22 protein-coding genes, 2 tRNA genes and 3 rRNA genes are annotated in these 26,924 nt (G+C 63.1%); 17 read left to right on the top strand and 10 right to left on the bottom strand.

Features of this window, described 5'->3' with window-relative positions; all coding sequences use genetic code 11:
- The first annotated feature begins 1,535 nt into the window (after positions 1 to 1,535).
- From GO999_RS18790 to rrf, 5 genes are all read left to right on the top strand, one after another.
- Positions 1,536 to 3,071, top strand: a 16S ribosomal RNA gene (locus GO999_RS18790).
- A 59-nt stretch (positions 3,072 to 3,130) separates the two neighbouring features.
- Positions 3,131 to 3,207 (top strand) — tRNA-Ile (locus GO999_RS18785).
- Between the two features lie 36 nt (positions 3,208 to 3,243).
- Positions 3,244 to 3,319 (top strand) — tRNA-Ala (locus GO999_RS18780).
- 254 nt (positions 3,320 to 3,573) lie between these two features.
- Positions 3,574 to 6,452: ribosomal RNA gene (locus GO999_RS18775) — 23S ribosomal RNA — on the top strand.
- Between the two features lie 119 nt (positions 6,453 to 6,571).
- Positions 6,572 to 6,684, top strand: a 5S ribosomal RNA gene (rrf, locus tag GO999_RS18770).
- The 16S, 23S and 5S rRNA genes sit together here with 2 tRNA genes alongside, the layout of an rRNA operon.
- Before the next feature lie 450 nt (positions 6,685 to 7,134).
- Here the strand turns inward: rrf and GO999_RS18765 are convergent.
- The 10 genes from GO999_RS18765 to GO999_RS18720 form a co-directional block, all read right to left on the bottom strand.
- The gene (locus GO999_RS18765) at positions 7,135 to 8,241 is read right to left on the bottom strand and encodes a porin (RefSeq protein WP_011004247.1); all 1,107 of its coding nucleotides are present in this window, start codon (positions 8,239 to 8,241) and stop codon (positions 7,135 to 7,137) included.
- Between the two features lie 426 nt (positions 8,242 to 8,667).
- On the bottom strand, positions 8,668 to 10,092 hold the full coding sequence (locus GO999_RS18760) for an NAD(P)(+) transhydrogenase (Re/Si-specific) subunit beta (RefSeq protein WP_211907186.1): 1,425 nt from the start codon (positions 10,090 to 10,092) through the stop codon (positions 8,668 to 8,670).
- Positions 10,093 to 10,103: 11 nt separating this feature from the next.
- Positions 10,104 to 10,427 carry an NAD(P) transhydrogenase subunit alpha part 2 gene (locus tag GO999_RS18755; RefSeq protein WP_019719566.1) on the bottom strand — a complete coding sequence of 108 codons (324 nt, stop codon included), beginning with the start codon at positions 10,425 to 10,427 and terminating at the stop codon, positions 10,104 to 10,106.
- A gap of 11 nt (positions 10,428 to 10,438) precedes the next feature.
- Positions 10,439 to 11,569, bottom strand: coding sequence for an NAD(P) transhydrogenase subunit alpha (locus tag GO999_RS18750; RefSeq protein ID WP_058908640.1), 1,131 nt, complete (start codon positions 11,567 to 11,569; stop codon positions 10,439 to 10,441).
- A gap of 59 nt (positions 11,570 to 11,628) precedes the next feature.
- Entirely contained in the window at positions 11,629 to 12,663 is a 1,035-nt protein-coding gene (locus tag GO999_RS18745) for an L-idonate 5-dehydrogenase (protein ID WP_011004241.1), read from the bottom strand.
- A 17-nt stretch (positions 12,664 to 12,680) separates the two neighbouring features.
- Positions 12,681 to 13,457, bottom strand: coding sequence for a glucose 1-dehydrogenase (locus GO999_RS18740; protein ID WP_028861722.1), 777 nt, complete (start codon positions 13,455 to 13,457; stop codon positions 12,681 to 12,683).
- Positions 13,429 to 13,899: a gluconokinase gene (locus GO999_RS18735; protein WP_011004239.1), complete on the bottom strand. Its 471-nt coding sequence runs from the start codon at positions 13,897 to 13,899 to the stop codon at positions 13,429 to 13,431. The genes GO999_RS18740 and GO999_RS18735 overlap by 29 nt, the downstream gene beginning before the upstream one ends.
- A gap of 8 nt (positions 13,900 to 13,907) precedes the next feature.
- Complete coding sequence (locus GO999_RS18730; protein WP_211907108.1) at positions 13,908 to 14,903, bottom strand: 2-hydroxyacid dehydrogenase; 996 nt, start codon at positions 14,901 to 14,903, stop codon at positions 13,908 to 13,910.
- A 51-nt stretch (positions 14,904 to 14,954) separates the two neighbouring features.
- Positions 14,955 to 15,629: an RraA family protein gene (locus GO999_RS18725; RefSeq protein ID WP_211907107.1), complete on the bottom strand. Its 675-nt coding sequence runs from the start codon at positions 15,627 to 15,629 to the stop codon at positions 14,955 to 14,957.
- Positions 15,630 to 15,653: 24 nt separating this feature from the next.
- Positions 15,654 to 16,862: an aspartate transaminase gene (locus GO999_RS18720; protein WP_016723026.1), complete on the bottom strand. Its 1,209-nt coding sequence runs from the start codon at positions 16,860 to 16,862 to the stop codon at positions 15,654 to 15,656.
- Between the two features lie 180 nt (positions 16,863 to 17,042).
- Here GO999_RS18720 and nac point away from each other — a divergent pair, with 180 nt between their 5' ends.
- The 12 genes from nac (at position 17,043) to GO999_RS18660 (ending at position 26,811) form a co-directional block, all read left to right on the top strand.
- Complete coding sequence (gene nac / locus GO999_RS18715) at positions 17,043 to 17,984, top strand: nitrogen assimilation transcriptional regulator NAC (RefSeq protein ID WP_011004235.1); 942 nt, start codon at positions 17,043 to 17,045, stop codon at positions 17,982 to 17,984.
- Positions 17,985 to 18,072: 88 nt separating this feature from the next.
- Positions 18,073 to 18,531, top strand: a complete 459-nt coding sequence (locus GO999_RS18710; protein WP_211907106.1) for an acetyl-CoA carboxylase biotin carboxyl carrier protein — start codon at positions 18,073 to 18,075, stop codon at positions 18,529 to 18,531.
- Between the two features lie 16 nt (positions 18,532 to 18,547).
- Positions 18,548 to 19,915 carry an acetyl-CoA carboxylase biotin carboxylase subunit gene (gene accC / locus GO999_RS18705; RefSeq protein ID WP_211907105.1) on the top strand — a complete coding sequence of 456 codons (1,368 nt, stop codon included), beginning with the start codon at positions 18,548 to 18,550 and terminating at the stop codon, positions 19,913 to 19,915.
- Positions 19,916 to 19,940: 25 nt separating this feature from the next.
- Positions 19,941 to 20,600, top strand: coding sequence for a 5-oxoprolinase subunit PxpB (gene pxpB / locus GO999_RS18700; protein WP_016723030.1), 660 nt, complete (start codon positions 19,941 to 19,943; stop codon positions 20,598 to 20,600).
- On the top strand, positions 20,597 to 21,589 hold the full coding sequence (locus tag GO999_RS18695) for a 5-oxoprolinase subunit C family protein (RefSeq protein WP_016723031.1): 993 nt from the start codon (positions 20,597 to 20,599) through the stop codon (positions 21,587 to 21,589). Before pxpB ends, GO999_RS18695 begins: the two co-directional genes overlap by 4 nt.
- A 1-nt stretch (position 21,590) precedes the next feature.
- On the top strand, positions 21,591 to 22,022 hold the full coding sequence (locus tag GO999_RS18690; RefSeq protein ID WP_071014616.1) for a biotin/lipoyl attachment domain-containing protein: 432 nt from the start codon (positions 21,591 to 21,593) through the stop codon (positions 22,020 to 22,022).
- A gap of 12 nt (positions 22,023 to 22,034) precedes the next feature.
- Positions 22,035 to 22,817, top strand: coding sequence for a LamB/YcsF family protein (locus tag GO999_RS18685; protein ID WP_011004229.1), 783 nt, complete (start codon positions 22,035 to 22,037; stop codon positions 22,815 to 22,817).
- 117 nt (positions 22,818 to 22,934) lie between these two features.
- On the top strand, positions 22,935 to 23,687 hold the full coding sequence (locus GO999_RS18680) for an SDR family oxidoreductase (protein ID WP_021155922.1): 753 nt from the start codon (positions 22,935 to 22,937) through the stop codon (positions 23,685 to 23,687).
- Between the two features lie 12 nt (positions 23,688 to 23,699).
- The gene (locus tag GO999_RS18675; protein WP_019719574.1) at positions 23,700 to 24,401 is read left to right on the top strand and encodes an amino acid ABC transporter permease; all 702 of its coding nucleotides are present in this window, start codon (positions 23,700 to 23,702) and stop codon (positions 24,399 to 24,401) included.
- A gap of 3 nt (positions 24,402 to 24,404) precedes the next feature.
- The gene (locus GO999_RS18670; protein ID WP_016723036.1) at positions 24,405 to 25,151 is read left to right on the top strand and encodes an amino acid ABC transporter permease; all 747 of its coding nucleotides are present in this window, start codon (positions 24,405 to 24,407) and stop codon (positions 25,149 to 25,151) included.
- A 21-nt stretch (positions 25,152 to 25,172) separates the two neighbouring features.
- A complete protein-coding gene (locus GO999_RS18665; protein ID WP_011004225.1) occupies positions 25,173 to 25,907 on the top strand; it encodes an amino acid ABC transporter ATP-binding protein in 735 nt (244 codons plus the stop codon).
- A gap of 61 nt (positions 25,908 to 25,968) precedes the next feature.
- Positions 25,969 to 26,811, top strand: coding sequence for an ABC transporter substrate-binding protein (locus tag GO999_RS18660; protein ID WP_211907104.1), 843 nt, complete (start codon positions 25,969 to 25,971; stop codon positions 26,809 to 26,811).
- Positions 26,812 to 26,924: the final 113 nt, after the last annotated feature.

Below are 26,924 nucleotides of genomic sequence, written 5' to 3'. Positions count from 1 at the left end.
GAACCGGGGCAACACCTGCCCGTGGCTAGTCTCGCGTAGCTCCCGGAGCCTTGAAGTCCGATTGGCTCGCAAGCGAAAAATGGTGAGCGGCCGTGACTGCCGCTGACCACCAATGCTATGGAGTCCCGCAAGGTTGTCGGCCGCGATCAGGCTGGGCATTGGTGTGGCGATCGATGTGTTTCTCGGCGGGCAGCAGGAGGCGCGGCGGATTTCCTGAGGCAGCATTGGCGCAACGCGGCGCACGAAAGACTCGGGAGAGTAGAACGTAACTGGGGCTACCCATCGCCTCTGGACGCAAATGAGGCCTATACGTGAGCGGCGGCTTTGGGCCAGGAAGCGCCCGACCGTGCCCGGTGAACCGAGATCCGACGGCGATCGGCAGAAGCCGCCCCCAACGCTGCTGTTCGGACAGGCGCCACCTCGGCAACCGCTACCGGTCGAGTCGGTCGGAAACGCGTCGGCCAAAGCCATGCCTGCAAGGCGCTGCCCTAACGAAATGGAACACAAGGGCGCACGTGCTCGTCAGTCCCGAGCTCGCAAGTTGGCTGTCCAGACGTGCTGGGGCTGCAAGCTGAGGCAGTTGCGCCGAATATCGTTTATTGCAAGTTGGCGGACCGCTCTTTGGTGTCGGCGTTGGCGGCAGTCAGTCGTATCGGCGGAGAGTGGGGGCTGTGCCGCGTTATCTGGAGAGTCCGGAAGACAGAGGCTCGCTAGGGAATGGAGGCGCAACCATCCTGATTTCACCACCAAGTGCTGTTGCTGCGGTTGGCGCAACGCGGGAGGCACGGCCGCCGCCAGCGTATCGCACTGTCGACGGCGTGTGGTCGTCCATGTGGGACCGTGGTCGGGCTGTCTGTGCAGGGCAGGCGCATCATGTTGCATAGGCATCGTGAGTGCCGCCGACTGGACTGCGGTACTCATCTGGCTACGATCGAGCGCTCGAATGTGCCGACATCCGGGGCCTGACCACGACAGTGGCCGGTGCCGTTCGGAAAGCAGTCTGGCGATCTTCGCGCTGGAGCGACTGAAGGGCTGATCATGCAAGAGCTGGCCTTTCGCCCCCCAGCCGTAACGCTGCGTCTCCTCCTCTCGTAGTAGGCAAGTGATCAATGAGGTTTTTGTGGGTTCCTCCGGAAAAAGCTTGCCAGCCCCGCATCGACGCATTAATATTCGCTCCCCGCTGCACGAAGCTGTGCTGCAAGGCGGGGGTGGAAATGATCGTAGGGACTGGCTTGGATGAGCAGTGCCTGCCGAAGAAAAGAAATTTCTCGAAAAGTTTGATTAATCGAAGAAAGTTCTTTAGAATCTCGTTTCTCTGCTGCGGACAACGCAGCGACGCGATGAACAAAGTTGATCGCGCAGTTCTTTAACAAACAAACAGCCGATAAGTGTGGGCGCTTGATGACGGATGCGGCGGACGCGAGTTCGCTAGCTTACAAGTTATGAAGTGCTCGCACAGAAGTAAGGTTTGAACGAGAGTTCAAGTCAGATTCTGAGAGTGAGCGACCGCTCGTAAAGAGCGAAAACAGCAGATTGAACTGAAGAGTTTGATCCTGGCTCAGATTGAACGCTGGCGGCATGCCTTACACATGCAAGTCGAACGGCAGCGGGGGTAGCTTGCTACCTGCCGGCGAGTGGCGAACGGGTGAGTAATACATCGGAACGTGCCCTGTAGTGGGGGATAACTAGTCGAAAGACTAGCTAATACCGCATACGACCTGAGGGTGAAAGTGGGGGACCGCAAGGCCTCATGCTATAGGAGCGGCCGATGTCTGATTAGCTAGTTGGTGGGGTAAAGGCCCACCAAGGCGACGATCAGTAGCTGGTCTGAGAGGACGATCAGCCACACTGGGACTGAGACACGGCCCAGACTCCTACGGGAGGCAGCAGTGGGGAATTTTGGACAATGGGGGCAACCCTGATCCAGCAATGCCGCGTGTGTGAAGAAGGCCTTCGGGTTGTAAAGCACTTTTGTCCGGAAAGAAATCGCACTGGTTAATACCTGGTGTGGATGACGGTACCGGAAGAATAAGGACCGGCTAACTACGTGCCAGCAGCCGCGGTAATACGTAGGGTCCAAGCGTTAATCGGAATTACTGGGCGTAAAGCGTGCGCAGGCGGTTGTGCAAGACCGATGTGAAATCCCCGGGCTTAACCTGGGAATTGCATTGGTGACTGCACGGCTAGAGTGTGTCAGAGGGAGGTAGAATTCCACGTGTAGCAGTGAAATGCGTAGAGATGTGGAGGAATACCGATGGCGAAGGCAGCCTCCTGGGATAACACTGACGCTCATGCACGAAAGCGTGGGGAGCAAACAGGATTAGATACCCTGGTAGTCCACGCCCTAAACGATGTCAACTAGTTGTTGGGGATTCATTTCCTTAGTAACGTAGCTAACGCGTGAAGTTGACCGCCTGGGGAGTACGGTCGCAAGATTAAAACTCAAAGGAATTGACGGGGACCCGCACAAGCGGTGGATGATGTGGATTAATTCGATGCAACGCGAAAAACCTTACCTACCCTTGACATGCCACTAACGAAGCAGAGATGCATTAGGTGCTCGAAAGAGAAAGTGGACACAGGTGCTGCATGGCTGTCGTCAGCTCGTGTCGTGAGATGTTGGGTTAAGTCCCGCAACGAGCGCAACCCTTGTCTCTAGTTGCTACGAAAGGGCACTCTAGAGAGACTGCCGGTGACAAACCGGAGGAAGGTGGGGATGACGTCAAGTCCTCATGGCCCTTATGGGTAGGGCTTCACACGTCATACAATGGTGCATACAGAGGGTTGCCAAGCCGCGAGGTGGAGCTAATCCCAGAAAATGCATCGTAGTCCGGATCGTAGTCTGCAACTCGACTACGTGAAGCTGGAATCGCTAGTAATCGCGGATCAGCATGCCGCGGTGAATACGTTCCCGGGTCTTGTACACACCGCCCGTCACACCATGGGAGTGGGCTTTACCAGAAGTAGTTAGCCTAACCGCAAGGAGGGCGATTACCACGGTAGGGTTCATGACTGGGGTGAAGTCGTAACAAGGTAGCCGTATCGGAAGGTGCGGCTGGATCACCTCCTTTAAGAGCGTGCATCCTAGTTAGGCGTCCACACTTATCGGTTTGTTTGATGTTACAGCCAAGGGTCTGTAGCTCAGGTGGTTAGAGCACCGTCTTGATAAGGCGGGGGTCGTAGGTTCAAGTCCTACCAGACCCACCAAGTTACGGGCGGCGGAGAGCGATCTTGCCGTGAACTGGGGGATTAGCTCAGCTGGGAGAGCACCTGCTTTGCAAGCAGGGGGTCGTCGGTTCGATCCCGTCATCCTCCACCAACACCTTGTGGTAGCCAAACGCAAGCATCGAGAGATCGGTGTTTGCGTTTGGCATTGCCAAGACGAGTAGTAACTCGGCTGTTCTTTAACAATATGGAATGTAGTAAAGGTGTCGCGGCGCGTTGATGAGGCGCGCAATTTAAACGCGACACTGGGTTGTGATTGTATCAACCAGTATTACGAGTGATCGAAAGACCGCTTTGAATACGGCACAACGCGAGAACTCAGCCTATAGCGAGACATACTCGTTATAGGGTCAAGCGAATAAGTGCATGTGGTGGATGCCTTGGCGATCACAGGCGATGAAGGACGTAGTAGCTTGCGAAAAGCTGCGGGGAGCTGGCAAACGAGCTTTGATCCGCAGATGTCCGAATGGGGAAACCCGGCCCGTATGGGTCATCCCTTGCTGAATACATAGGCAAGGGAGGCGAACGCAGTGAACTGAAACATCTAAGTAGCTGCAGGAAAAGAAATCAACCGAGATTCCCAGAGTAGTGGCGAGCGAAATGGGAACAGCCTTGTACTCTTTAGCAGTATTGTTAGCGGAACGGAATGGAAAGTCCGGCCATAGTGGGTGATAGCCCCGTACGCGAAAACAGTATTGTGGAACTAGGTGTACGACAAGTAGGGCGGGACACGTGAAATCCTGTCTGAAGATGGGGGGACCATCCTCCAAGGCTAAATACTCGTGATCGACCGATAGTGAACCAGTACCGTGAGGGAAAGGCGAAAAGAACCCCGGGAGGGGAGTGAAATAGATCCTGAAACCGCATGCATACAAACAGTCGGAGCCTGGAAACGGGTGACGGCGTACCTTTTGTATAATGGGTCAGCGACTTACATTCAGTGGCAAGCTTAACCGATTAGGGAAGGCGTAGCGAAAGCGAGTCCGAATAGGGCGTTCAGTCGCTGGGTGTAGACCCGAAACCAAGTGATCTATCCATGGCCAGGTTGAAGGTGCGGTAACACGTACTGGAGGACCGAACCCACTAACGTTGAAAAGTTAGGGGATGAGCTGTGGATAGGGGTGAAAGGCTAAACAAACTTGGAAATAGCTGGTTCTCTCCGAAAACTATTTAGGTAGTGCCTCGTGTCTCACCTTCGGGGGTAGAGCACTGTCATGGTTGGGGGGTCTATTGCTGATTACCCCGCCATAGCAAACTCCGAATACCGAAGAGTGCAATCACGGGAGACAGACATCGGGTGCTAACGTCCGGTGTCAAGAGGGAAACAACCCAGACCGCCAGCTAAGGTCCCTAAGATTGGCTAAGTGGGAAACGAAGTGGGAAGGCTAAAACAGTCAGGAGGTTGGCTTAGAAGCAGCCACCCTTTAAAGAAAGCGTAATAGCTCACTGATCGAGTCGTCCTGCGCGGAAGATGTAACGGGGCTAAGCCAGTCACCGAAGCTGCGGATGCACGTAAGTGCATGGTAGGAGAGCGTTCTGTAAGCCTGTGAAGGTGTCTTGTAAAGGATGCTGGAGGTATCAGAAGTGCGAATGCTGACATGAGTAGCGATAAAGGGGGTGAAAGGCCCCCTCGCCGTAAGCCCAAGGTTTCCTACGCAACGTTCATCGGCGTAGGGTGAGTCGGCCCCTAAGGCGAGGCAGAGATGCGTAGCTGATGGGAAGCAGGTTAATATTCCTGCACCGTCGTATGATGCGATGGGGGGACGGATCGCGGAAGGTTGTCCGGGTGTTGGAAGTCCCGGTCCCTACATTGGAGATGGCACTTAGGCAAATCCGGGTGCGTGATTCAAGGGTGTGGGGCGAGCGACGTTAGGTCGCGAAGCAATTGGAAGTGGTTCCAAGAAAAGCCTCTAAGCTTCAGTCATACGAGACCGTACCGCAAACCGACACAGGTGGGCGAGATGAGTATTCTAAGGCGCTTGAGAGAACTCGGGAGAAGGAACTCGGCAAATTGGTACCGTAACTTCGGGATAAGGTACGCCCTTGTAGTTTGACTGGCTCGCGCCAGAAGGATGAAGGGGTTGCAATAAAATGGTGGCTGCGACTGTTTAATAAAAACACAGCACTCTGCAAACACGAAAGTGGACGTATAGGGTGTGACGCCTGCCCGGTGCCGGAAGATTAAATGATGGGGTGCAAGCTCTTGATTGAAGTCCCGGTAAACGGCGGCCGTAACTATAACGGTCCTAAGGTAGCGAAATTCCTTGTCGGGTAAGTTCCGACCTGCACGAATGGCGTAACGATGGCCACACTGTCTCCTCCCGAGACTCAGCGAAGTTGAAGTGTTTGTGATGATGCAATCTCCCCGCGGCTAGACGGAAAGACCCCATGAACCTTTACTGTAGCTTTGCATTGGACTTTGAACCGATCTGTGTAGGATAGGTGGGAGGCTTTGAAACCGGGACGCTAGTTTCGGTGGAGCCGACCTTGAAATACCACCCTGGTTTGTTTGAGGTTCTAACCTTGGCCCGTGAATCCGGGTCGGGGACAGTGCATGGTAGGCAGTTTGACTGGGGCGGTCTCCTCCCAAAGTGTAACGGAGGAGTTCGAAGGTACGCTTGGTACGGTCGGACATCGTACCTAAAGTGCAATGGCAAAAGCGTGCTTAACTGCGAGACCGACAAGTCGAGCAGGTGCGAAAGCAGGACATAGTGATCCGGTGGTTCTGTATGGAAGGGCCATCGCTCAACGGATAAAAGGTACTCTGGGGATAACAGGCTGATACCGCCCAAGAGTTCATATCGACGGCGGTGTTTGGCACCTCGATGTCGGCTCATCTCATCCTGGGGCTGTAGCCGGTCCCAAGGGTATGGCTGTTCGCCATTTAAAGAGGTACGTGAGCTGGGTTTAAAACGTCGTGAGACAGTTTGGTCCCTATCTGCCGTGGGCGTTGGAATCTTGACGGGGGCTGCTCCTAGTACGAGAGGACCGGAGTGGACGTACCGCTGGTGTACCTGTTGTCTCGCCAGAGGCATCGCAGGGTAGCTATGTACGGAAGAGATAACCGCTGAAAGCATCTAAGCGGGAAACTCGCCTGAAGATGAGGATTCCCTGGAGACTTGATCTCCCTGAAGGGTCGTTCGAGACCAGGACGTTGATAGGCTGGGTGTGGAAGCGCAGTAATGCGTTCAGCTAACCAGTACTAATTGCCCGTGCGGCTTGATCCTATAACCGGTATGTTTCCGGCTGGGTCTGCCTTGTGCCTGATACACACAAAAGCACAACCCCAAACTACATTCCATATTGGCGGCGTTGACCCTGAAGTCAGCGACGCGACAAGTCATAGCCTGGTGACCATAGCGAGTCGGTACCACCCCTTCCCATCCCGAACAGGACCGTGAAACGACTCCGCGCCGATGATAGTGCGGATTCCCGTGTGAAAGTAGGTCATCGCCAGGCTCTCCATCAAAACGCCCCAACCCTTACCGGTTGGGGCGTTTTACTTTGGGCGGCCAAACCTCGCAATCTCTCGACCTCTGCCCACAACAAAGAGCCTCCTCTCGCGGGCTTCTGGCGTTGCTACGCTCCCCTTATGCGCCAGATAGATCGCGGGCATGCAGATGCCCTGTCAGCCCAACATAGCCAATAGAACCGATGGTGTGCGTTCGAAGTGGGTGATCGGCTATGCGACATAGGCGCGAAGTCGGCGCGCGGTCATCCGGTCCCGGAGAATGATCGAGGGAAGGTCGAGGTTGGCTTGTACGACTGATTGCATGATCAGGCGATCACAGCGTTTTGCCGGTACGACATCCCGTCTGCGCGACAGCAGTCGTTCGAGGGGCGGACTGAACGCAAAGCAACTGCTGGGAATGGCATGGCGGAGCAGTGGAGCGCCATGCCTTGAGCCAGTCAGAACTTGTGCCGGAGGCCAACCGTGGCCTCAAACACGGAATTGCGCCCGCTGACGGGCAGCGTGAACCCCGACGTACCGGCTAGCGTTTGCCACGCGCCGTTGAGCCTCGTGTAGTCGACGCCCGCATAGACGTCCGTGCGCTTGCTCAGGCTGTAGTCGAGCAGCGGGCCGCCGGTAATGCGGGTGCCGCTCTGTCCGGCATGCTTGAGCCGGTCCACATAGACGGGCAGCTTTAGCTCAAGGGCTGGCGTGAGCGGATAGCTCACCGCGACGGAGAACGAGTCGTTCCGATAGCCCGCCGGGTAGACGTTGCTGTAGATGTAGGACGCATACAGCTTGCTCGCGCCAAGCTTGTATGTGGCACCCACGGTGAACACCTTCTGCGTGCTGTCCGGAATCGTGATGCCGAAATACGTGCTGCCGTAGGCCGTTGTTGCCGGCGTCAGGCCACCGATGTTGTTGATGATCTGGAACGCTGCGCCGACGCTGAGCGGGCCATTGTCATAAGAGGCCGCCACCGCCGGAGACGCGTTGTGCTTGGTGTCGCCCGCCGTTTCGCCGAAGGTGTAGGCCCCCTTGAATGTGAAGCCACCGAAGCTCGGCGAGGTATAGCGCACGGTGTTGTCGAGTCGGCCGCCGCCGGTCAGGCCTGCACCCTGGAAGCCCACGGTGCCCACATAGTTCGACAGCGCGTAGATGTCGTGCGTGTACGCCATCTCGTGGACCAGCGTGTACTGGCGGCCCAGCGCGATCTCGCCATAGGTCTGCGACGAAAGCCCCACGGCTGCGGTTCGGCCGAACAGGCGGGCGTTGCCGGACGGCGTGGATTGCTGCGTGCTGCCTGTGCCGGGGGTGAAGCCGGACTCCAGCTGGAAGAACGCCTTGTTGCCGCCGCCCAGGTCTTCGTTGCCCATCAGACCCCAACGGCTACCGGATAGCAGGCCGCCGTTGCCCATGCCGATCTTGCTGTCGCCCGCGGCATTCTGATGTGTGTTGTAGCGAATGCCGACATCGATGAGGCCGTACAGCGTGACACTGCTTTGCGCGTGTGCCGCGGCAGAGATGGTTCCCAGAACGGCGACCGTCATAAGCGATCTTTTCATTGCGACTCCCTTTCAGTGTGCAGGTTGACTTCGTGTTGATGCTCGGTCGCCGGACGCACGAGTCCGCTCTCAGCCGCCTTGCTCGAAGCGCGGCTGCGATGCGTGTTGGTCTGGCCGATCGGGTGGATGCTGGTGCCGATGTGCGCGTCCGGATCGGCTCAATCCAGGACGCGGGGTGTCAGCGCAGCGACGGTGTTGGCGGGGGACTGAAATCCGCAAGGATGGGACAACCGACGCCGGCTACGACTACCGTGACAGTGATCATCGGGCTCGAGTCGTATGGGCCATCGCCTCTTCTCCTTGCGGAACGATCCAACAGCGGGCTTGATTGAGATTAGACGCTTGCACGCTTTTTCAACCAAGACGACTTGCCTATGGGGCGATAGCATCCGGCTTATGTCTGCGCGCGGTGACCATGCCCCATGCTCATTCCATCGCCTTGCCCATGTCTTCGACGATCGTCTTGGCGTCGCCGAACACCATCATGGTCTTGTCCAGATAGAACAGCTCGTTATCCAAGCCCGCGTAACCGGAGGCCATCGAGCGCTTGTTCACGATGATGGTCTTCGCCTTGTACGCTTCCAGGATCGGCATGCCGTAGATCGGGCTGCCTTTCTGCTGGGCCGCGGGGTTCACCACATCATTGGCGCCGAGGACAATCGCCACGTCGGCCTGGCCGAATTCACTGTTGATGTCTTCCATCTCGAAGACCTGGTCGTAGGGCACTTCGGCTTCCGCCAGCAGCACGTTCATATGCCCTGGCATGCGGCCCGCTACAGGGTGGATGGCGTACTTCACGGTGATCCCCTTGTGCGTGAGCTTCTCGGCCAGTTCCTTGACGGCGTGTTGGGCGCGGGCAACCGCCAGGCCATAGCCCGGCACGATCACGACCGTCTCGGCATTGCCGAGGATGAACGCTGCATCGTCGGCGCTGCCGCTCTTGACGCTGCGTTGCTGGACCGCGCCGGTTTGCGCATCGCTTGCCGCGCCACCAAAGCCGCCCAGGATCACGTTGAAGAACGAGCGATTCATCGCGCGGCACATGATGTAGCTCAGGATCGCGCCCGAACTGCCCACCAGCGAACCCGCGATGATCAGCATGCTGTTGTTCAGGCTGAAGCCGATGCCCGCGGCCGCCCAGCCCGAATAGCTGTTGAGCATCGACACGACGACCGGCATGTCGGCGCCGCCGATCGGAATGATGATCAGCACGCCCATCAGGAAGGCCAGCGCGAGCATCGCGCCAAAGGCGGGCCAGTTTTCGGTGGCCATGAAGGCGATGCCCAGACCGATGGTCGCCAGGCCCAGGACGAGGTTGAGCAGGTGCTGGCCCGCGAACCGCACCGGCGCGCCTTGGAACAGGCGGAACTTGTACCGGCCGGAGAGCTTGCCGAAGGCGATGACCGATCCCGAGAACGTGATCGCGCCAATCGCCGCCCCGAGAAAGAGTTCGAGTCGATTGCCGGTCGGAATCGGTGCGCCCTTGGCGGCAATGCCGAAGGCGTAGGGTTCGCCCACCGCAGCCATGGCAATGAACACGGCGGCAAGCCCGATCATGCTATGCATGAAGGCCACCAGCTCGGGCATCTTGGTCATCTCGATGCGCCGGGCCATGAAGGCACCGATGCCGCCGCCGATCACCAGTCCGAGCAGCACATAGCCGAGGCCGAGTGCGTTGCCTGCGGAGAGCTTGAGGATCAATGCGGCGGTGGTGAGTACGGCAATGGTCATGCCGGCCATGCCGAACCGGTTGCCGCGAATCGACGTCGTCGGATGGCTCAGGCCCTTGAGGGCCTGGATGAAGAACACGCTGGCCACCAGGTACAGCAGGGTCACCACGTCCAGGCTGATGAAATGCAGATTCACTTGGCACCCCCGTTCGCAGCCGCAGGCTTCTTGTCCTTCTTCCTGAACATCTCCAGCATCCGGCGCGTGACCAGGAAGCCCCCGAAGACGTTGACGGCCGCGAGCGCCACCGCCAGCACGCCGATGACTTTCCCCGGCACTGTCTCGGTCAGCGCGGCGGCCAGCATCGCGCCGACGATCACGATGGCCGAGATCGCGTTGGTGACCGCCATCAGCGGCGTATGCAAGGCCGGCGTGACGTTCCAGACGACGTGGTAGCCGACATACACGGCCAGCACGAACGTGGTGAGACTGACAATGGTGTGCGAGACCACTTCCATCATGTTTCTCCTCATGTCCTCAGTACCGCGCCGCCCCGGGTCACGAGGCAGGCAGCGACGATGTCGTCGTTTTCATCGATGGCGAGCGCGCCGTCCTTGTTCACGATCAGCTTCAGGAACTCCAGCACGTTGCGCGCGTACAGGGCTGATGCGTCGGCGGCCACCAGACCGGGCAGGTTGGTTTCGCCCACGATGTTCACGCCATGCTTGACGACGGTTTTTCCGGCTTCGGTCAGCGCGCAGTTGCCGCTCACGCCATCCGCGCCTTTGCCTGCGGCGATGTCGATGATCAGCGAGCCGGGCTTCATGGCCTGGACCATGTCGTTGGTAATGAGCACGGGCGCGGCGCGGCCAGGTATCAGCGCGGTCGAGATCACCACGTCGGCCTGGGCCACGCGCTTGGCGACTTCCGCCTTCTGGCGCTCCAGCCATGACACCGGCATGGGGCGCGCATAACCGCCCACGCCTTCGGCGGCGTCTTTCTCTTCGGCACTCTCGTAGGGAACGTCGATGAACTTCGCGCCCAACGACTCGACCTGTTCCTTGACCGATGGGCGGACGTCCGACGCTTCGACAACCGCGCCCAGGCGCTTGGCGGTGGCGATCGACTGCAGGCCGGCCACCCCCACGCCGAGGATCACCACGCGCGCGGCCTTGACCGTGCCCGCCGCCGTCATCAGCATCGGGAAGAACCGCTGATAACGATCCGCGGCCATCATGACGGCCTTGTAGCCGGCGATGTTCGCCTGTGAAGAGAGCACGTCCATGCTCTGTGCCCGCGTGGTGCGCGGTGCGGCTTCAAGTGCGAAGCCGGTCAGGCGCGCCGCCGCCAGACGTGAGAGGCTTTCCTTGTCATGCGGGTCCAGCATGCCCACCAGTACGGCATCGGGCTTCATCAGCGCGAGGGCTTCCGGCGCGGGCGGGCGCACGGTCAGCACCAGATCGGCGCCGAGCGCACCGGCCGCGTCAGTCATTTCACAGCCGACGGCTTCATACGCCGGATCGGGAATCGATGCGCGCCTGCCCGCACCGGTCTGCACGCGCAGCACGTGGCCTTGCGCCTTCAGTTTCTTTGCCGTCTCCGGCGTGAGGGCGACACGCGTCTCGCCCTCCGCGGTTTGCAGCGGAATGCCAATGAACATCCAAGTCTCCAGGGAAGGAACGCAGGGTCAGCGCCGTTGCCGGCGCATCCGTCGCAATCTCATTGAAAATCCAGCAGGACTTTCATCGCCTGTGTGCGGTCGCCAGCAAGCGCAAACGCATGGGCCGCATTGCGGTAGGGCACGGTAGCGGAAATCAGCGGCTTGACGTCGACCAGGCCCTTGTTCAGCAGCTCGACCGCCATGGCGAACTCTTCGTGAAAGCGGAAGGCGCCACGCAGCTCGAGTTCCTTGGCGACGATGGCGTTGAGGGGCAGCGTCATCTCGCCGCCCAGCCCCACCTGCACGATGATGCCGCGCGGGCGCAGCGCATCGATGGCGCCGCGCAGTGCGCGCTCGTTGCCGCTGGCCTCGAACAACACGTCGATCTGTCCCTTGTCGGTGGTGTACGGCTTGAGCCCGTCGGGCTGTTCCGCGACGTTGATCGTGACGTCGGCGCCCACCGCGACGGCGGCCTTCAGCGGATAGGCACCCATGTCCGTGACGATGATCTCGGCGGCCCCCGCGCGCCGCGCCGCCACCACGATCAATGCGCCGATGGGGCCGCAGCCGGTCACCAGCACGCGCTTGCCCAGCAGCGGGCCGGCGCGGCGCACGGCATGCAGCGCCACGGACAACGGCTCAGCCATTGCCCCTTCCTGGTCGCTGAGGGTGTCGGCAAGCCGATGCGCCTGGCTTTCGTCGATGACGATCTCTCGGCGGAACGCGCCTTGCACGTGGGGCGTGCGCATGGCACTGCCGTAGTAGCGCATGTCCAGGCAATGGTTCTGCAGGCCTTGCTGGCAATAGTGGCACTGGCCGCAGGGCCGGCTCGGGCTGATGGCGACCCGATCGCCCTTGGCATGCCGGTGCACGCCGGGCCCGATTTCTTCCACGCGGCCCGCCACCTCGTGGCCCAGCACCATCGGTTCCTTGACGCGCACGGTGCCGAAGCCGCCGTGGTTGTAATAGTGCAGGTCGGAGCCGCAGATGCCGCCAAAGCGCACCTGCACGCGCAGTTGATCGGGCTGCACCTCGGGGGTGTCGATGTCCTCGATGCGCAGGTCGTTGGCGGCGTGAATGACGAGAGCGTCCATGATGAGCGTTCCTTGGGTTACAGGGTGGCGGTCACGCCGCCGTCAACATAGAGAATGTGGCCGTTGACGAAGTCGGAGGCCTTGCTTGCCAGGAAGATGGCCGCACCGGTGAGGTCTTCGACATCGCCCCAGCGGCGCGACGGCGTGCGGCCCACGAGCCACGCAGTGAACTCGGCGTTGGCGACCAGCGCCTGCGTCAACTCTGTCTTGAAGTAGCCCGGGCCCAGACCGTTGACCTGGAGGCCGTGCGGGCCCCAGTCGATCGCCATGCCTTTCGTGAGCATCTTCACGGCGCCCTTGCTGGCCGTGTAAGGCGCGATCCCGGGGCGCCCGAGTTCACTCTGCACCGAGCAGATGTTGATGATCTTGCCGCGCCCACGCGGGATCATGTAGCGGGCCACGGCCTGTCCGACCAGGAAGACGCTGTCGACGTTGGTCTTCATCAGCTCGTGCCATTGATCCGTCGCGAACTGCTCCAGCGGCGCGCGACGCTGCATGCCGGCGTTGTTGACCAGGATGTCGATGGGGCCGAGCTCGGCTTCCACCCGGGCGATGCCTTCAGCGACCGCCGTGCTTTGGGTCACATCGAACGCGGCCGTGTGGACGTCGGCGCCCTGCGCGCGCAGGCTGTCGGCGGCCTGCGCGAGTTTTTCCGGCCCTCGGGCGTTCAGGACCACACGGGCGCCGGCACGGGCCAACCCTCCGGCCAGTGCGAACCCGATGCCGCTGCTGGCACCGGTGATCAGGGCCGTGCGGCCGCTCAGGTCAAACAGGTTCAGATTGGGTGGCGTCATTGTCCTGCCTCGTGGTGTCTTCGGTGATCCAGCGCAGCACCTGCCGGACCTGTGTGTCGACCGGCTGGTCGGCCGGAATCTGAAGGACGCCAGGCTCGCCGGCCGGCGTTTCCAAAATGGCGAACTGGCTCAGCACCCGGCTCGGTGCAAACAGGTGCCGCCCGCGTGCGGAACCCCGCGCGATCGCATCGGAGAGCGTGATGTCCACGTACACGATGCGAAGCTGCGGCACGGCGGTGCGCAACTGCTCGCGGTCGCTGCGCTTCAGGGCGGGGCAGGCGAGTACGGCGTTGCCTGGTGCTGCGGCCAGCGCGGTGCCGGCATCGATCGTGTGGTCGTCGGCTTCAATCCATTCCGCATCCAGCGCGGTGGCCAGGCGTGCGGCCAGCGTGGATTTTCCGCAGCCGGCAACGCCCATCACCATGACCTTGTGGATCTGCATGGCGCGGCCTATTGCTGCAGCACCTGCGGATTCACGGGCGTCGGCGGTTGGCCGGCCCGCGGCCCGTAGCCGAGCGCGGCGATCAGGTTGTCGACGGTCAGTGCGGCCATGGCGCGGCGCGTGTTGACCGACGCGCTGCCGATGTGCGGCGTCAGCACGATATTGTCGAGGGCCAGCAGGTCGGGGTGAATGCGCGGTTCGCCCTCGAAGACGTCGAGCCCGGCCGCCGCGATCGTGCCCTGGCGCAGTGCCTGTGCCAACGCTGCGTCGTCGACGATGCCGCCGCGAGCGATGTTGGTCAGCGTGGCGGTCGGTTTCATCCTGGCCAGTTCGGCGGCGCCGATCGTGTGATGGGCCTCGGGGGAATAGGGCAGCACCAGGATGAGGTGGTCGGATTCCCGCAGCAGGGTGTCCTTGTCGACATAGCGGGCATGCGCCCTGGCTTCGGTTTCGGCCTCGAGCGGCGAGCGGTTGTGGTAGATGACCTGCATCTCGAACCCCAACGCGGCACGCCGGGCGATGGCTTGGCCGATCCGCCCCATGCCGAGGATGCCCAGCGTGGCGCCGTAGATGTCGCTGCCGAGCATCTGGTCGTGGATCCCCGTCTTCTGCCATTCGCCGCGCCGGACGAAGCGTTCGGATTCGGTGATGCGCCGCGCGGTGGCGAGCATCAGCGCAAAGCCGAAGTCGGCGGTGGTCTGGGTGAGCACGTCGGGCGTGTTGCTCACGATCACGCCGCGGGCCGTGCAGGCGGCCACGTCGATGTTGTTGTAGCCCACGCCCACATTGCACACGGCCTTGAGTTGGGGGCATGCATCGAGCAGGGCCGCGTCGATGCGCTCGCTGCCGGTGCTCATCACGCCCTGCTTGCCTTGCAGCCGTGCGATCAGCTCCGACGGGCTCAGGATCGCGTCGGACGGGTTGTCCGTCACGTCAAAGTGCTCGCGCAGGCGGTTGGCAATGTCGGGAAACGTCGCCCGGGTGACGAGGACGGAAGGGCGCATGCGGGTCTCCTGGTGGTGGTATGGCGGCGAGTCGGTGGAAGGGGCGGGCGATCAGTTATTGCACCGGGCTTCCAGCGCATCGATGAAGCTGCGATCCCAGCGGTCTTCCTGCATGGCGCGCATCGTTTCGGCTTCGGCGGCGAGCACGGCTCGCGCCTTGTCGATCAGCAGCGGCACATCCGCGGGCGGGATGGCAAGCAGGCCATCCTGGTCGCCCACCACGACGTCGCCGGGGTGCACGATCATGCCGCCGACCGAGACCGGTACGTTGATCTCGCCGGGGCCGTCCTTGTACGGACCGCGATGCGTCACGCCGCGCGCGTAGACCGGGAACTCGCGCTCCCGCAACTCGGCCACATCGCGCACGGCACCGTCGATCACCACACCCACCACGCCGATGCGGGCGGCATAGTAGGTGAGGATGCCGCCGACCACGGCGTTCTGCAGGTCGCCGCCCGCATCGATCACGAGCACATCGCCGGGCCGGCAGAACTCGAGCGCGCGCAGGTAGGTCAGGTTGTCGCCGCCGCGCGAACGCGCCGTCACGGCCGTGCCGGCCATGGTGGTCGCGACCGGTTTGTGGAAGGGCTGCAGGCTGCCTGTGCCCATGTTGCGGTGCATGTTGTCGCTGATGGCGGCAACCGGAAGTGCTCGCAGGGCGGCAAGCAGGGCGGCGTCCACCTGAGGGGCGGAGGCCACTTTGCGGATGGCTTTGTAGGTGCTCATCGATGTCTCGTGTGTCTCGGGGTCTCAGGCCAGGGCGAGGACTGCGCGCTCGATGCGTCGGCAGCCTTCTTCAAGCGTTTCCAGCGCGGTGGCGATCGACATGCGGAAGTAGGGCGACAGGCCATAGGCCGTGCCGGCGACGATCGCCACGCCTTCGCGCTCGAGCAGGTACATGACGACGTCGGTGTCGGTATCGAGCGTCTTGCCTTCAGGCGTCTTCTTGCCGATCAGGCCGGCGCAGTTCACGTAGAGGTAGAACGCCCCGTCCGGCGAGCGGCAGGTGAGTCCGGGGATCGCGTTGAGGCGGGCCAGCGTGGTATCGCGGCGTTGCTTGTAGACGGCGACGCTCTCGGCCACGAAGCGCTGGTCACCGTTGAGCGCGGCGGCCGCGGCGGCCTGGCTGATCGAGCAGCAGTTGCCCGCCGATTGCGAGAGGAACGTATCGAGCGCCTGGATCAGATCGCGCGGGCCGGCCACCCAGCCCAGGCGCCAGCCTGTCATGGCGTAGGTCTTGGAAACGCCATTGATGACCAGCGTGCGGTCGCGCAGTTCAGGGGCCGCATTGAGAAGGTGCGGCGTGCGCACCGTATCGAAGCGGATGTGCTCGTAGATGTCGTCCGTCATCACCAGCACTTGGGGGTGCCGGGCCAGGACATCGGCCAGCGCACGGTACTCATCAAGCGTATAGCTCGCGCCGGTCGGGTTGCTCGGCGAGTTGAGAATGAGCCACCGCGTGCGCGCGGTGATGGCCGCTTCCAGGCGGGCCGGTGTCAGCTTGAATCCGTCGTGTTCGGGGCAGGGCAGCGTGATGGGGGTGCCGTCGCATGCCAGCACCATGTCGGGGTAGGAGACCCAGTACGGCGCCGGGATCAGCACCTCGTCTGCGGCTTCGAGCGTGATCGCCAGCGCGCTGTAGATCGCGCTCTTGGCGCCGTTGGTGGCGATGATCTCGTTCATCGCATATTGCAGGTCGTTCTCGCGCGCCATCTTGTCGACGATGGCCTGGCGCAGTTCCACCGTGCCCGCCATCAGCGTGTAGCGCGTCGCGCCGCGCTCGATGGCCTGCACGGCGGCCTGGCGGATGTGCTGCGGCGTGTCGAAGTCGGGTTCGCCGACCACGAGGTTCACGATGGACTTGCCTTGACGGCGCAGTTCGTTCGCGCGGTCCGCGGCGGACGTGCTGGGCGAAGGTTTGATGCGCCTGACGCGGGCGGCAATGCGGGACGTGGTCACGAGGGTCCTTGCTGCGTAAGTGGATGGAAGGTATGCGCAACATTAGACGGGGCCACGAATGAAGACCAAGACGACTCGAATATGTCTAGATAGGAAACACCTATAGGTATGGAACTTGCTCTCGGCATAAGCTTTTGCATGAGGAGACCGGGCGACCACGCTCGGCGCAGAGGAGCGCACTTGAACTTCAGGCGATTGCGGTACTTCGTAAAGATTGTCGATGTCGGCAGCGTGACGCAGGCGGCCGATCTGCTGCACGTTGCGCAGCCATCGCTGAGCCAGCAGATGGCCACGCTCGAAGGCGAGGTGCGGCAGCAATTGCTGCTGCGCACCAAGCAGGGCGTGGTGCCGACCGAAGCGGGCAAGGTGCTGTACCGGCATGCCCAGGCGATCCTGCGCCAGGTTGATCAGGCAAAGCTCGAGATGAAGGCGGCCGGGCAGGGCCTGTCGGGCGCGGTGTCGGTCGGGCTGGCGCCGGGCACTGCCGCATCGGCGCTGGCGTTGCCGTTGCTGCGCGCGGTGCGTGCGCGGCACCCGGGGATCGTGCTGTATCTGAACGAGACCTACGGCAGCACGCTATCGGAACTGATCATGAACGGGCGCATGGACATGGCCGTGCTCTACGGCGGCAAGACGGTCGTGCATGGGCTTTCGTTCCTGCCGCTGCTGCGCGAGCCGCTCTATGTGGTCGGCCCGAGCAGCATGCCGGCGCCACCGGACGAGGTGCCGCTGGCCATGCTGGGCGAGATCGACCTGTACCTCGCGCGCCCATACAACGTGGTGCGCCGGCTCGTCGACGACGCGTTCGGTGCCATCGGCATGGCGCCGAAGGTGTCGGCGGAGATCGAATCGGCCGGCACGCTCAAGGCCATCGTGGCCGACGGCCTGGGCGCGACCATCCTGCCCGCATCGATGGCAAAGGAAGTGGCGATGTCCTGCGACGCCTGGCAGTGCCGCATCGTCGATCCGGTGATCGAGGCACCTCTGGCGTTGTGCCAGTCCGGGCATCAGCCGTTGTCCGAACCGGCCCAGGCCATCAAGGAAATCCTGCTCGAGCTGGTGGCCGGGCTGTCGGGAAATCTTCTGCCGTGCGACGTGCCGGAGCACCACGAGGTGTCATAAGACGCGCCTATCGGGGCAAAGACAAACCGTCTTGGTACTCGGCGGCCGAGGTCGATACTGTGTCCACAACAGCATCTTGTGGACAAACATGGACCTCTCGCAGATCAAGCAGCTCATCGATGCCATGACGTCCTCGGACCTTGCCGAGATGAGCTTCAGCCATCAGGGGTGGGTCCTGAGACTCGTGCGGCATCCGTCGGCCGGGCAGCGTGGCGACGACGCGGCGCGCTTGCCGGAGCGTGTGCCGCCGATGCCAACGCTTGCGCATGAGCAGCCTGCGCCGCCGGCACGGCCGGTTTCCGCTGCGCCGCAGCGGCGCGAACTGCTGGCCCCGCTGTTCGGGGTCGTGCACCTGCAGCCGGCACCGGGCGAGGCGGTCTTCGTGCAGCCGGGCCAGGCCGTCCAGGCCGGCCAGACCGTGTGCGTGATCGAGGCGATGAAGGTCTTCAACGCGGTCGTTGCTGAAAGCGACGGCACCGTGGCGGCCGTGCTGGTCGAGTCCGGGGCGGAAGTCGAGGCCGGACAGCCGTTGATCCAATTTGCATGAGCCAAGAGGTTTCGTCATGTTCGATACAGTGCTCATTGCCAATCGCGGCGAGATCGCCCTGAGAATCCAGCGCGCCTGCCGCGGGCTCTGCTTGCGCACGGTGGCCGTCTATTCGGAGGCCGATCGCGATGCCGTCTATGTGCGTCAGGCCGACCAGGCGCTCTGCATTGGTCCGGCATCGCCCACCAGCAGTTACCTGAACCAGGCGGCGCTGCTTGCGGCGGCGCGTGTCAGCGGTGCGCAGGCCATTCACCCCGGCTATGGATTCCTGTCGGAGAACGCCGGCTTTGTGGCGCGCGTGACCGATGCCGGGCTCACGTTCATCGGCCCCAGCGCCGACTGCATCCGCACGATGGGCGACAAGGTCAGTGCCAAGCGCGCCATGCGTGAAGCCGGTGTGCCGTGCGTGCCGGGGCCGGATACGTCGCTGCCCGAGGACCCGGCCGAGGTGCTGGCGATTGCGCACGGGATCGGCTTTCCCGTGATCGTCAAGGCGGCGGGCGGGGGAGGGGGGCGCGGCATGCGCGTGGTGCACGAAGCCTCGGCACTGGCGGATGCGCTGGCACTGACGCGCGAAGAGGCGCGCCGCGCGTTCGGCAACCCGGAGGTCTATATCGAGAAATTCCTGACCCACCCGCGCCACGTGGAAATCCAGGTCCTGGCCGACCGCTACGGCCATGCCGTGTGGCTGGGCAGCCGTGATTGCTCGCTGCAGCGTCGGCACCAGAAGGTCATCGAAGAGGCGCCGGCGCCAGGCATCGATGCCTCGCTGATCGCCGAGGTCGGAGAGCGCTGCGCTGCGGCATGCCGGCAGATCGGCTACTGCGGCGTGGGCACCTTCGAGTTTCTGTACGAGAACGGGGCGTTCTACTTCATCGAGATGAACACCCGCCTGCAGGTCGAGCACCCGGTGACCGAGATGACCTCGGGCATCGATATCGTCCAGCAGCAGATTCGTGTGGCACGCGGCGAGCCGCTCACGCTGCGGCAGGGCGATATCGCTTGCCGGGGCCATGCGCTGGAGTGCCGCATCAATGCCGAGCACCCGGACACGTTCATGCCCTCGCCCGGCGTCATTACCGGTTGGCAGTTGCCGGGCGGCTATGGCGTGCGCGTGGACACCCATGCCGGAGCCGGCTATCGCGTGCCGTCGCACTACGACTCGATGATCGCCAAGCTCATCGTGCATGGCGCAAGCCGGGAGGATGCGCTGCAGCGCATGCGCCTGGCGCTGGACGAACTGCGGGTGGACGGCATTGCCACCAACCTGCCGCTGCATCGCGAGATCGTCCGCGACGCGGAGTTTGAAACCGGTGGGGTCGATATCCATCACCTGGAACGCTGGCTGCGCGCACGCGCCGAGCTGCGTAGCCAAGTGGCATAACGAGACACGTCGAAGAATGGCAAGCATGATCACCGAGACGGAAAGTATCAGCCTGCTGGGCACAACGGCCTTGCTGTTCGATGTGCCGGGCGAGATGAATCTGCTCACCCAGCAGCGGCTGTGGTCGCTGGCGCTGGAGGCCGAGGCGTGGCCGGAGGTGCGCGAGGCCGTGCCCGGCATGAACAACCTGATGCTGACCTTTACGCGAGCGCCATCGGCGCTGGCGCAGATCGAGACGCGCCTGCGCGAGGCTTGGCGTGCCGCCACGCCGCTGTCGCGCGAGGGGCGGCTCGTCGAGTTGCCGGTCGTCTATGGCGGCGCACTCGGCCCGCACATGGCCGACGTCGTCAACCATACCGGCTTGTCGGTGGACGAGATCGTCGAGCGCCACAGCGCGCCGGACTATCACGTCTTCGCGCTGGGCAGTCACCCCGGCTACTGCTATCTCGGCGGGATGGACCCGCGCATTGCCACGCCGCGGCGCAAGGTGCCGGTGCTGAGCATTCCCGGCGGTGCCGTGTCGATCGGCGGGGCCCAGACGGGGGTGTCCGCCTCCGATGGCCCGAGCGGGTGGAACACGATCGGCAGTTCCGAGATGTGTTTCTTCGACCCCGACAAGAACCCGCCTGCCTTGCTGCAGCCGGGGGACGTCTTGCGCTTCCGTGTCGAGAAGGTGATCCGATGATCGAGGTCCTGTCTTCCAGTGCGCTGGCCACGGTGCAGGATCTGGGGCGCCTGGGCGCGCTGCGTTGGGGCGTTGGCACGTCGGGGGCCATGGACCCGCTCGCGCTGGCAGCCGGCAACCTTCTGCTGGGCAACGACGAAGGCGCCGCCGGCGTTGAGGTGCAGGTGTTCCCGTTCCAGGTGCGTTTCACGCAGGATTGCCGCTTTGCCCTGACCGGTGCGGACTGCGGCGCGCAGCTCGACGATCACCCGCTGCTTCCCTGGTGGGTGCATGAGGCGCGAGCGGGACAGACGCTGCGCCTGACGGTGCCGCAGCGCGGCCCCGTGCCCGCCTGCCGCGCCTATCTGTGCCTGGCTGGCGGCGTTGACGTACCGCTGGCCCTTGGCTCGCGCAGTACGCAGTTGCGTGGAGCGTTTGGTGGTCTCGATGGGCGGGCGTTGCGGCGCGGCGATGTGCTGCGTGCCGGTTCGCCGGGCCTTGGCAACAGCGCTGGCGGCGCCGGCATCGGGCTGGTGCCGCCGGCCCTGGGCTTGCCACTGGTGGTGGATGGGCTGCCGGCCATGCGGGTGCTGCCCGCCGCGGAGTACGGGTGCTACACCGATGCATCGCAGCAGCGCTTCTGGTCAGAACCGTGGAAAGTCACCCCGCAGAGCGACCGCTACGGATTCCGCCTGGCCGGCCCCACGTTGGCGCCGCGCGAACCGTTCGAGATGCGCTCGCATGGCATCGTGCCCGGCGTGATCCAGGTGCCGCCCAGCGGGCAGCCCATCGTGCAGATGCGCGAAGCCCAACCGTCGGGCGGCTACCCGAAGATCGGGACCGTCATTGAAGCGGACTTGTGGCGGCTTGGCCAGGCGCCAATCGGCAGCCAGGTGCGGTTTATCGAAACCACGTGGGACGAAGCCGTTGCCGCGCTGGCCGAAGTCGAGGCATGGCTGGCCGAGGTGCGACGGCTGATCGGCCTGCACGCCGCAGCAGGAGGACGTTGAGATGAAGGTCGAACAGATTCGCCAGATCTGCACCTGGCTGGCGGCCACCGATATCACGGAGTTCGACCTGCAAGGGCCAGGCATCCATCTTTCGCTGCGCAACGCGCGTGCAGTGGCGCCGCGGATCAGCGCACAGCCCACGCCCCCCGCGTCTGCCGCACCCGCCGCACCCGTCGGTGCCGCGTCGACGGAAGTCGTGCGCGCGGGCTCGGTCGGCGTGTTCCGCCACCAGCATCCCCAGCAGACGGCGCCGCTCGCCGCCGTGGGCGCGAGCGTGCGGGCATCGCAGCCGCTGGGCCTGTTGCAGATCGGCCCGTTGCTGTTGCCGGTGACGGCGCCGTGCGATGCGATGGTGCAGGACATGCCGGTGCCCGACGGCACGGTGGTGGGCTGGGGTACGTCGCTCGTCGTGCTCGGTGGCTGTACACGTTGATCAGGGAGCGACATGGAAATCGATCTCAACGCAGATCTGGGCGAGGGCTATGGCCCGTGGCGCATGGGGGACGACGAGGCGATGATGTCGCTGATCTCATCGGCCAACATCGCCTGCGGGTTTCACGCCGGAGACCCGCTGATCATGGACCGCACCGTTCGCCTGGCGATCGAGGGCGGTGTGGATGTGGGCGCGCATGTCGGCTTTCCGGACCGGCAGGGCTTCGGGCGGCGGTTCATGCAGGTCGACATCCCCGATCTCACGGCGATGGTGACTTACCAGCTCGGTGCCTTGGCAGGGATTGCCCGTGCGCACGGCCGCCGCGTGACGCACATGAGTTTTCACGGCGCGCTCGGCAACCGGGCCGCGGCGGACCCTGCCTGGGCGACGCCGCTGCTGAAGGCGATCGCGGCGTTCGATCCGAACCTCATCATCAGCACGTCCAGCAGCCAGGCGATCGAAGGGGCGGCCGCGGCGTTCGGGCTGCCGGTTGGCGTCAGCTTTCTGGCCGATCGGGCTTATGACGACCAGGGCCTGCTCGTCAGCCGCGGCCTGCCCGGTGCGGTGATTCACGATGAAGCACAGGTACTGGCCCGCGTGCGGCGCCTGCTGACGGAAGGCACGATCGTGACGCACGCCGGCAATGTCCTGCCGATGCAGCCGCGCTCGATCCTCGTCCATGGAGATACCCCCGGTGCGGTGGCGCTGACGCAGCGCCTGCGCGCGGAGATTGAATCACTCGGCGGGCGCATCGTGCCGATTTCGCAGCAGCTTGGGTTCTCCACCGTGCCGTAGGCCCCCGGGATCAGGGTTACCCCGACATAAGCCGGGCCTATTACGCCAAAGACATTCCATCTTGGCGCGTAACGCCGGTGATCGATACATTGAAGCAAGTTATCGCACAGGACTACCATGTCATTCGCAGACTACAAAACCGCTCTGGTCACTGGCGCGTCTTCCGGAATCGGTGCCGCCGTTGTCGAACGCTTGTGCCGTGAGGGCGTGCAGGTCCATGCCTTGGCACGAAGCGCGCAGGCGCTGGCCGAGCTGGCCGAGCGTACCGGCTGCATTGCGCACGCCATCGACGTGACCGACCTGGACGGCATCACCGCACTCACGAGCGAGCACGCGTTCGACATCCTCGTCAACAACGCCGGTGTGGATCGTCCAGGCTCGCTGCTCAACGCCGATGCGCAGGGCATCGACCTGCTCGTGGACGTCAACCTGCGCGCGGTGCTGCATCTTTGCCGGCTCGTGCTGCCGGGCATGGTGGCGCGCGACCGGGGGCACGTGGTCAACATCAGTTCGATTGCCGGTGCGTACAACTTTGGCGGGAACTCCACGTACCACGCCACCAAGGCGGCGATCCACATGCTGTCGCGGCAGTTGCGCATCGATGCCTACGGCAAGCGCGTGCGCGTGACCGAGATCTGCCCCGGGCGCGTGGCCACCGACATCTTTGCCCACGTGCACGGCGACAGCGCCGAGACCTATGAGCGCTTCGTCAAGGGCTTCGAGCTGCCCCAGGCCGCCGACATCGCCGAAGCCATCGCCTTTGCCATTGCCGCGCCCATCGCCGTCAATATCGGGCACATGGAGATCACTCCGACGCTGCAGGTGCCCGGCGGCCTCTCCACGATGCGCCCGGAACCATCGCAAGACTGAGCGGAGCCGATCATGCAAGGCTTTGATCTGATGGCGATCCTGAAGAACCCCGAGTTCAGCAGGATGCTGATCGAGGGTGTCTGGATGACGCTGGTGATCGCCGGGTGCTCATGGGTGCTGGGCATGGCGCTGGCCTTCGTGCTGCTGGCGCTGCGGATGGTGCCCAACCCGCTGGCCGAGCGCTTTGTCGGGGCGTATGTCTCGTATCACTGCAACGTGCCGACGCTGGTGCAGCTGATGTTCTGGTACTTCGGTATCTCCACCTTGCTGCCGCTTCCCGCGCTGGATTGGCTGGGCGAGCATCACTCCGAAGTCGTCTTTGCGATCGTGGCGCTGGGCCTGTGCCAGGCCGCGTACTTCAGCGAAGACCTGCGCTCGGGCTTGCGTGCGATTCCGCCGGGCCAGGAGGAAGCGGCCCGCGCACTGGGCAACACCTTCATCGGCACCCTGCGCTACGTGCTCCTGCCGCAGGCCGTGCGCAATGCGCTGCCGGCGCTGATCAACCATAGCGTTTCGCTGTTCAAGAACAGCAGCCTCGCGATGGCGATCGGCGTGGCGGAGATGACCCATGCCGTCAAGGAGATCGAGAACGCCAGCTTCCGGGCCTTCGAATCGTATTTGCTGGCGACGCTCATGTACCTGGGCTTCTCGCTCGTCATCATGGCGGTCGGCGCCTGTCTGGCCCGCCGCTTCCGCGTCGTGACGGGGAGGTAAGCCATGATGGATCTGGTCGATATCGTTAGCGACAACTGGCTGCTGCTGCTGGTCGGGCAGTACCCGAACGGCCCGCTGGGCGGCATTGCGTGCACACTGATTCTGTCCGTGCTCGGCATCGTGCTCGCGTTTCCGCTGAGCGTGCTGCTGGCACTGGCGCGGTTGTCGCCCTGGCCGGCGCTACGCTCGGTGGTCACCGCGCTGGTGTATGGGGTGCGCGGTGTGCCGCTGCTGATGTTGATCCTCTGGGTGTACTTCCTGGTGCCCCTGTTCATCGGGCGGGATGTCTCGGGCTTCACCACGATGCTGTGCACGCTCGTGATCTATGAAGGCGTCTACCTGAGCGAGGTCGTGCGTGCCGGTATCGAGGCCCTGCCGAAGGGCCAGATGGAGGCCGCACGCGCGCTGGGGCACAGCTACCTCGGTGCCATGCGCGTGGTGATCCTGCCGCAGGCCCTCTACAACATGCTGCCGAGCATGCTGGCCCAGTTCGTGTCCACCATCAAGGAAACCACGCTCGGTTACGTCATCAACGTGCCCGAGCTGACATTCGCAGCCAACCAGATCAACAACGCGCTGCTGAGCAAGCCGTTCCAGATCTTCTTCCTGCTGGCGGTCATCTACTTTGCCGTGTGCTGGAGCCTGACACGCGCGGCGCGCGCGCTGGAGCACCGCATCGCCGCCAAGCGGGCGGGCAAGCGCCGCGTGCCCGCGCCGGAGGTACCCGAGCCGCTGCCGGTTGAACCCTGAATGCATTACTGAGGCATCGACATGATCAAGTTCTCCAATGTCTGCAAGTGGTACGGCGATTACTGTGCGTTGAACAACATCAACGCAGAGGTCAAGAAGGGCGAGGTCGTCGTTGTCTGCGGGCCGTCGGGCTCGGGCAAGTCCACGCTGATCCGCACGGTCAACCGGCTGGAAGAGATCAAGTCCGGACAGATCCTGTTCGACGGCGACGAGGTACACGCACCGATGCGCAGCGATACGCTCAACAAAGTGCGCAGCCGCATTGGTTTTGTGTTCCAGAGCTTCAACCTGTTTCCGCATCTGTCGGTGCTGGAGAACATCGTGCTGTCGCCGATGCGGGTGCGCGGGGTTCGCCGTGCCGAGGCGCGGGAGAAGGCCATGCGACTGCTCGATCGGGTGGGGCTGGCAAACAAGGCCGACGCCTATCCCGCGCAGCTCTCCGGCGGGCAGCAGCAGCGCGTGGCGATTGCACGCGCCCTGGCCATGGAACCGCCCGCCATGCTCTTCGACGAGCCTACCAGTGCGCTGGACCCCGAGATGGTCGGCGAGGTGCTGGCCGTGATGCGCAGCCTGGCCAACGAGGGCATGACCATGATGTGCGTGACCCACGAAATGAACTTCGCGCGCGAGGTTGCCGACCGGGTGTGGTTCATGGACAGCGGCTCGATCCTGGAAGTGGCCGAGCCCAATGTGTTCTTCCGCGAGCCGCAGCATCCGCGTGCCAAACGCTTCCTGTCGGATCTGCGCTCGCATTGACCCCTTGCGCCCGTTCCGCCCGTTCTCCGTTTCCGTGCCACACCACCTTTAGGAGTCTGAAATGACGGTCCATTCCACCGTTGCGCGCCTGACTGTCCTGGCCTGTCTGTGCGCTGCGTCCTTTCCCGTTCTGGCCGATCAATGGGCGGAGATCCAAAAGAACAAGGCGCTGCGTTGTGGCACGTTTGCCGATGTGCCGCCGTTCGCTGCGCCGGATCCGAAGACCCGCGAAATGGTCGGCTTCGATGTCGACCTGTGCCAGGCGCTGGCCAGGCACCTGGGTGTCGCCGCCAGGATCACCCCGCTGTCGGTCGAGGCGCGTGTGCCCGAAGTCAAGATGGGCCGCGTCGACATGACGGTGGCGAACCTCGCCTACACGCTCGGCCGCGCCGAGCAGATCCAGTTCAGCGATCCGTACTACCTCGCCAAGGAAATGCTGGCCGTGCGGGCGAGCGACCCGGGCAAGAGCAAGGCGGACTACAAGGGCAAGCGCCTGGCGGCGGCGAAGGGCTCGACGTCGGAGCTGTCGATCAAGATGAACGGGTCCGAGCCGGTGACGTTCCAGGACACGGGCTCCGCCTATATGGCCGTGCAGCAAGGCAAGGCGCTGGGTATCGTCTCGAACACGATGACGATCACCAAGCTGGTGAATCAGTCCAAGACCGGCGGCATCGAACTGAAGATGATCGCCGAGCCGATGATCTATCAGCCGATCGGCGTGGGGATGAAGAAGGGCGAACCGGCGCTGCTGGCCAAGGTCAATGAAGCCCTGCTGGCCATGGACAAGGCGGGGGAGATCAACCAGTTGTGGAACAAGTGGCTCGGCCCCAATACGGAATACAAGATGGTGCGTGAAGACAAGGTCGTGCCCTTGAGCGAGCTGAAGTTTACGCCCATCCCCTGATATCGCAGGGACACGTGTAGGCAAACCGCATATCGACGTTAGCCCCTTGGTTGGGAGACCAAGGGGCTTTTTTTCGCTGCCGCGTCGTTGTGTTCAATCGCCGGGCTTTGCGC

Origin of the sequence: Ralstonia nicotianae (genome assembly GCF_018243235.1) — a bacterium.
GTDB lineage: Bacteria > Pseudomonadota > Gammaproteobacteria > Burkholderiales > Burkholderiaceae > Ralstonia > Ralstonia nicotianae.
This window is presented reverse-complemented; position numbering and strand designations above follow the sequence as displayed.

Bases quoted from the DNA above. Each gene is read 5' to 3' on its own strand.
- GO999_RS18765 (WP_011004247.1), bottom strand. From the start codon at position 8,241: ATGAAAAGATCGCTTATGACGGTCGCCGTTCTGGGAACCATCTCTGCC.
- GO999_RS18755 (WP_019719566.1), bottom strand. From the start codon at position 10,427: ATGGAAGTGGTCTCGCACACCATTGTCAGTCTCACCACGTTCGTGCTG.
- GO999_RS18750 (WP_058908640.1), bottom strand. From the start codon at position 11,569: ATGTTCATTGGCATTCCGCTGCAAACCGCGGAGGGCGAGACGCGTGTC.
- GO999_RS18745 (WP_011004241.1), bottom strand. From the start codon at position 12,663: ATGGACGCTCTCGTCATTCACGCCGCCAACGACCTGCGCATCGAGGAC.
- GO999_RS18740 (WP_028861722.1), bottom strand. From the start codon at position 13,457: ATGACGCCACCCAATCTGAACCTGTTTGACCTGAGCGGCCGCACGGCC.
- GO999_RS18735 (WP_011004239.1), bottom strand. From the start codon at position 13,899: ATGCAGATCCACAAGGTCATGGTGATGGGCGTTGCCGGCTGCGGAAAA.
- GO999_RS18730 (WP_211907108.1), bottom strand. From the start codon at position 14,903: ATGCGCCCTTCCGTCCTCGTCACCCGGGCGACGTTTCCCGACATTGCC.
- GO999_RS18725 (WP_211907107.1), bottom strand. From the start codon at position 15,629: ATGAGCACCTACAAAGCCATCCGCAAAGTGGCCTCCGCCCCTCAGGTG.
- GO999_RS18710 (WP_211907106.1), top strand. From the start codon at position 18,073: ATGGACCTCTCGCAGATCAAGCAGCTCATCGATGCCATGACGTCCTCG.
- accC (WP_211907105.1), top strand. From the start codon at position 18,548: ATGTTCGATACAGTGCTCATTGCCAATCGCGGCGAGATCGCCCTGAGA.
- pxpB (WP_016723030.1), top strand. From the start codon at position 19,941: ATGATCACCGAGACGGAAAGTATCAGCCTGCTGGGCACAACGGCCTTG.
- GO999_RS18695 (WP_016723031.1), top strand. From the start codon at position 20,597: ATGATCGAGGTCCTGTCTTCCAGTGCGCTGGCCACGGTGCAGGATCTG.
- GO999_RS18690 (WP_071014616.1), top strand. From the start codon at position 21,591: ATGAAGGTCGAACAGATTCGCCAGATCTGCACCTGGCTGGCGGCCACC.
- GO999_RS18685 (WP_011004229.1), top strand. From the start codon at position 22,035: ATGGAAATCGATCTCAACGCAGATCTGGGCGAGGGCTATGGCCCGTGG.
- GO999_RS18680 (WP_021155922.1), top strand. From the start codon at position 22,935: ATGTCATTCGCAGACTACAAAACCGCTCTGGTCACTGGCGCGTCTTCC.
- GO999_RS18675 (WP_019719574.1), top strand. From the start codon at position 23,700: ATGCAAGGCTTTGATCTGATGGCGATCCTGAAGAACCCCGAGTTCAGC.
- GO999_RS18670 (WP_016723036.1), top strand. From the start codon at position 24,405: ATGATGGATCTGGTCGATATCGTTAGCGACAACTGGCTGCTGCTGCTG.
- GO999_RS18665 (WP_011004225.1), top strand. From the start codon at position 25,173: ATGATCAAGTTCTCCAATGTCTGCAAGTGGTACGGCGATTACTGTGCG.
- GO999_RS18660 (WP_211907104.1), top strand. From the start codon at position 25,969: ATGACGGTCCATTCCACCGTTGCGCGCCTGACTGTCCTGGCCTGTCTG.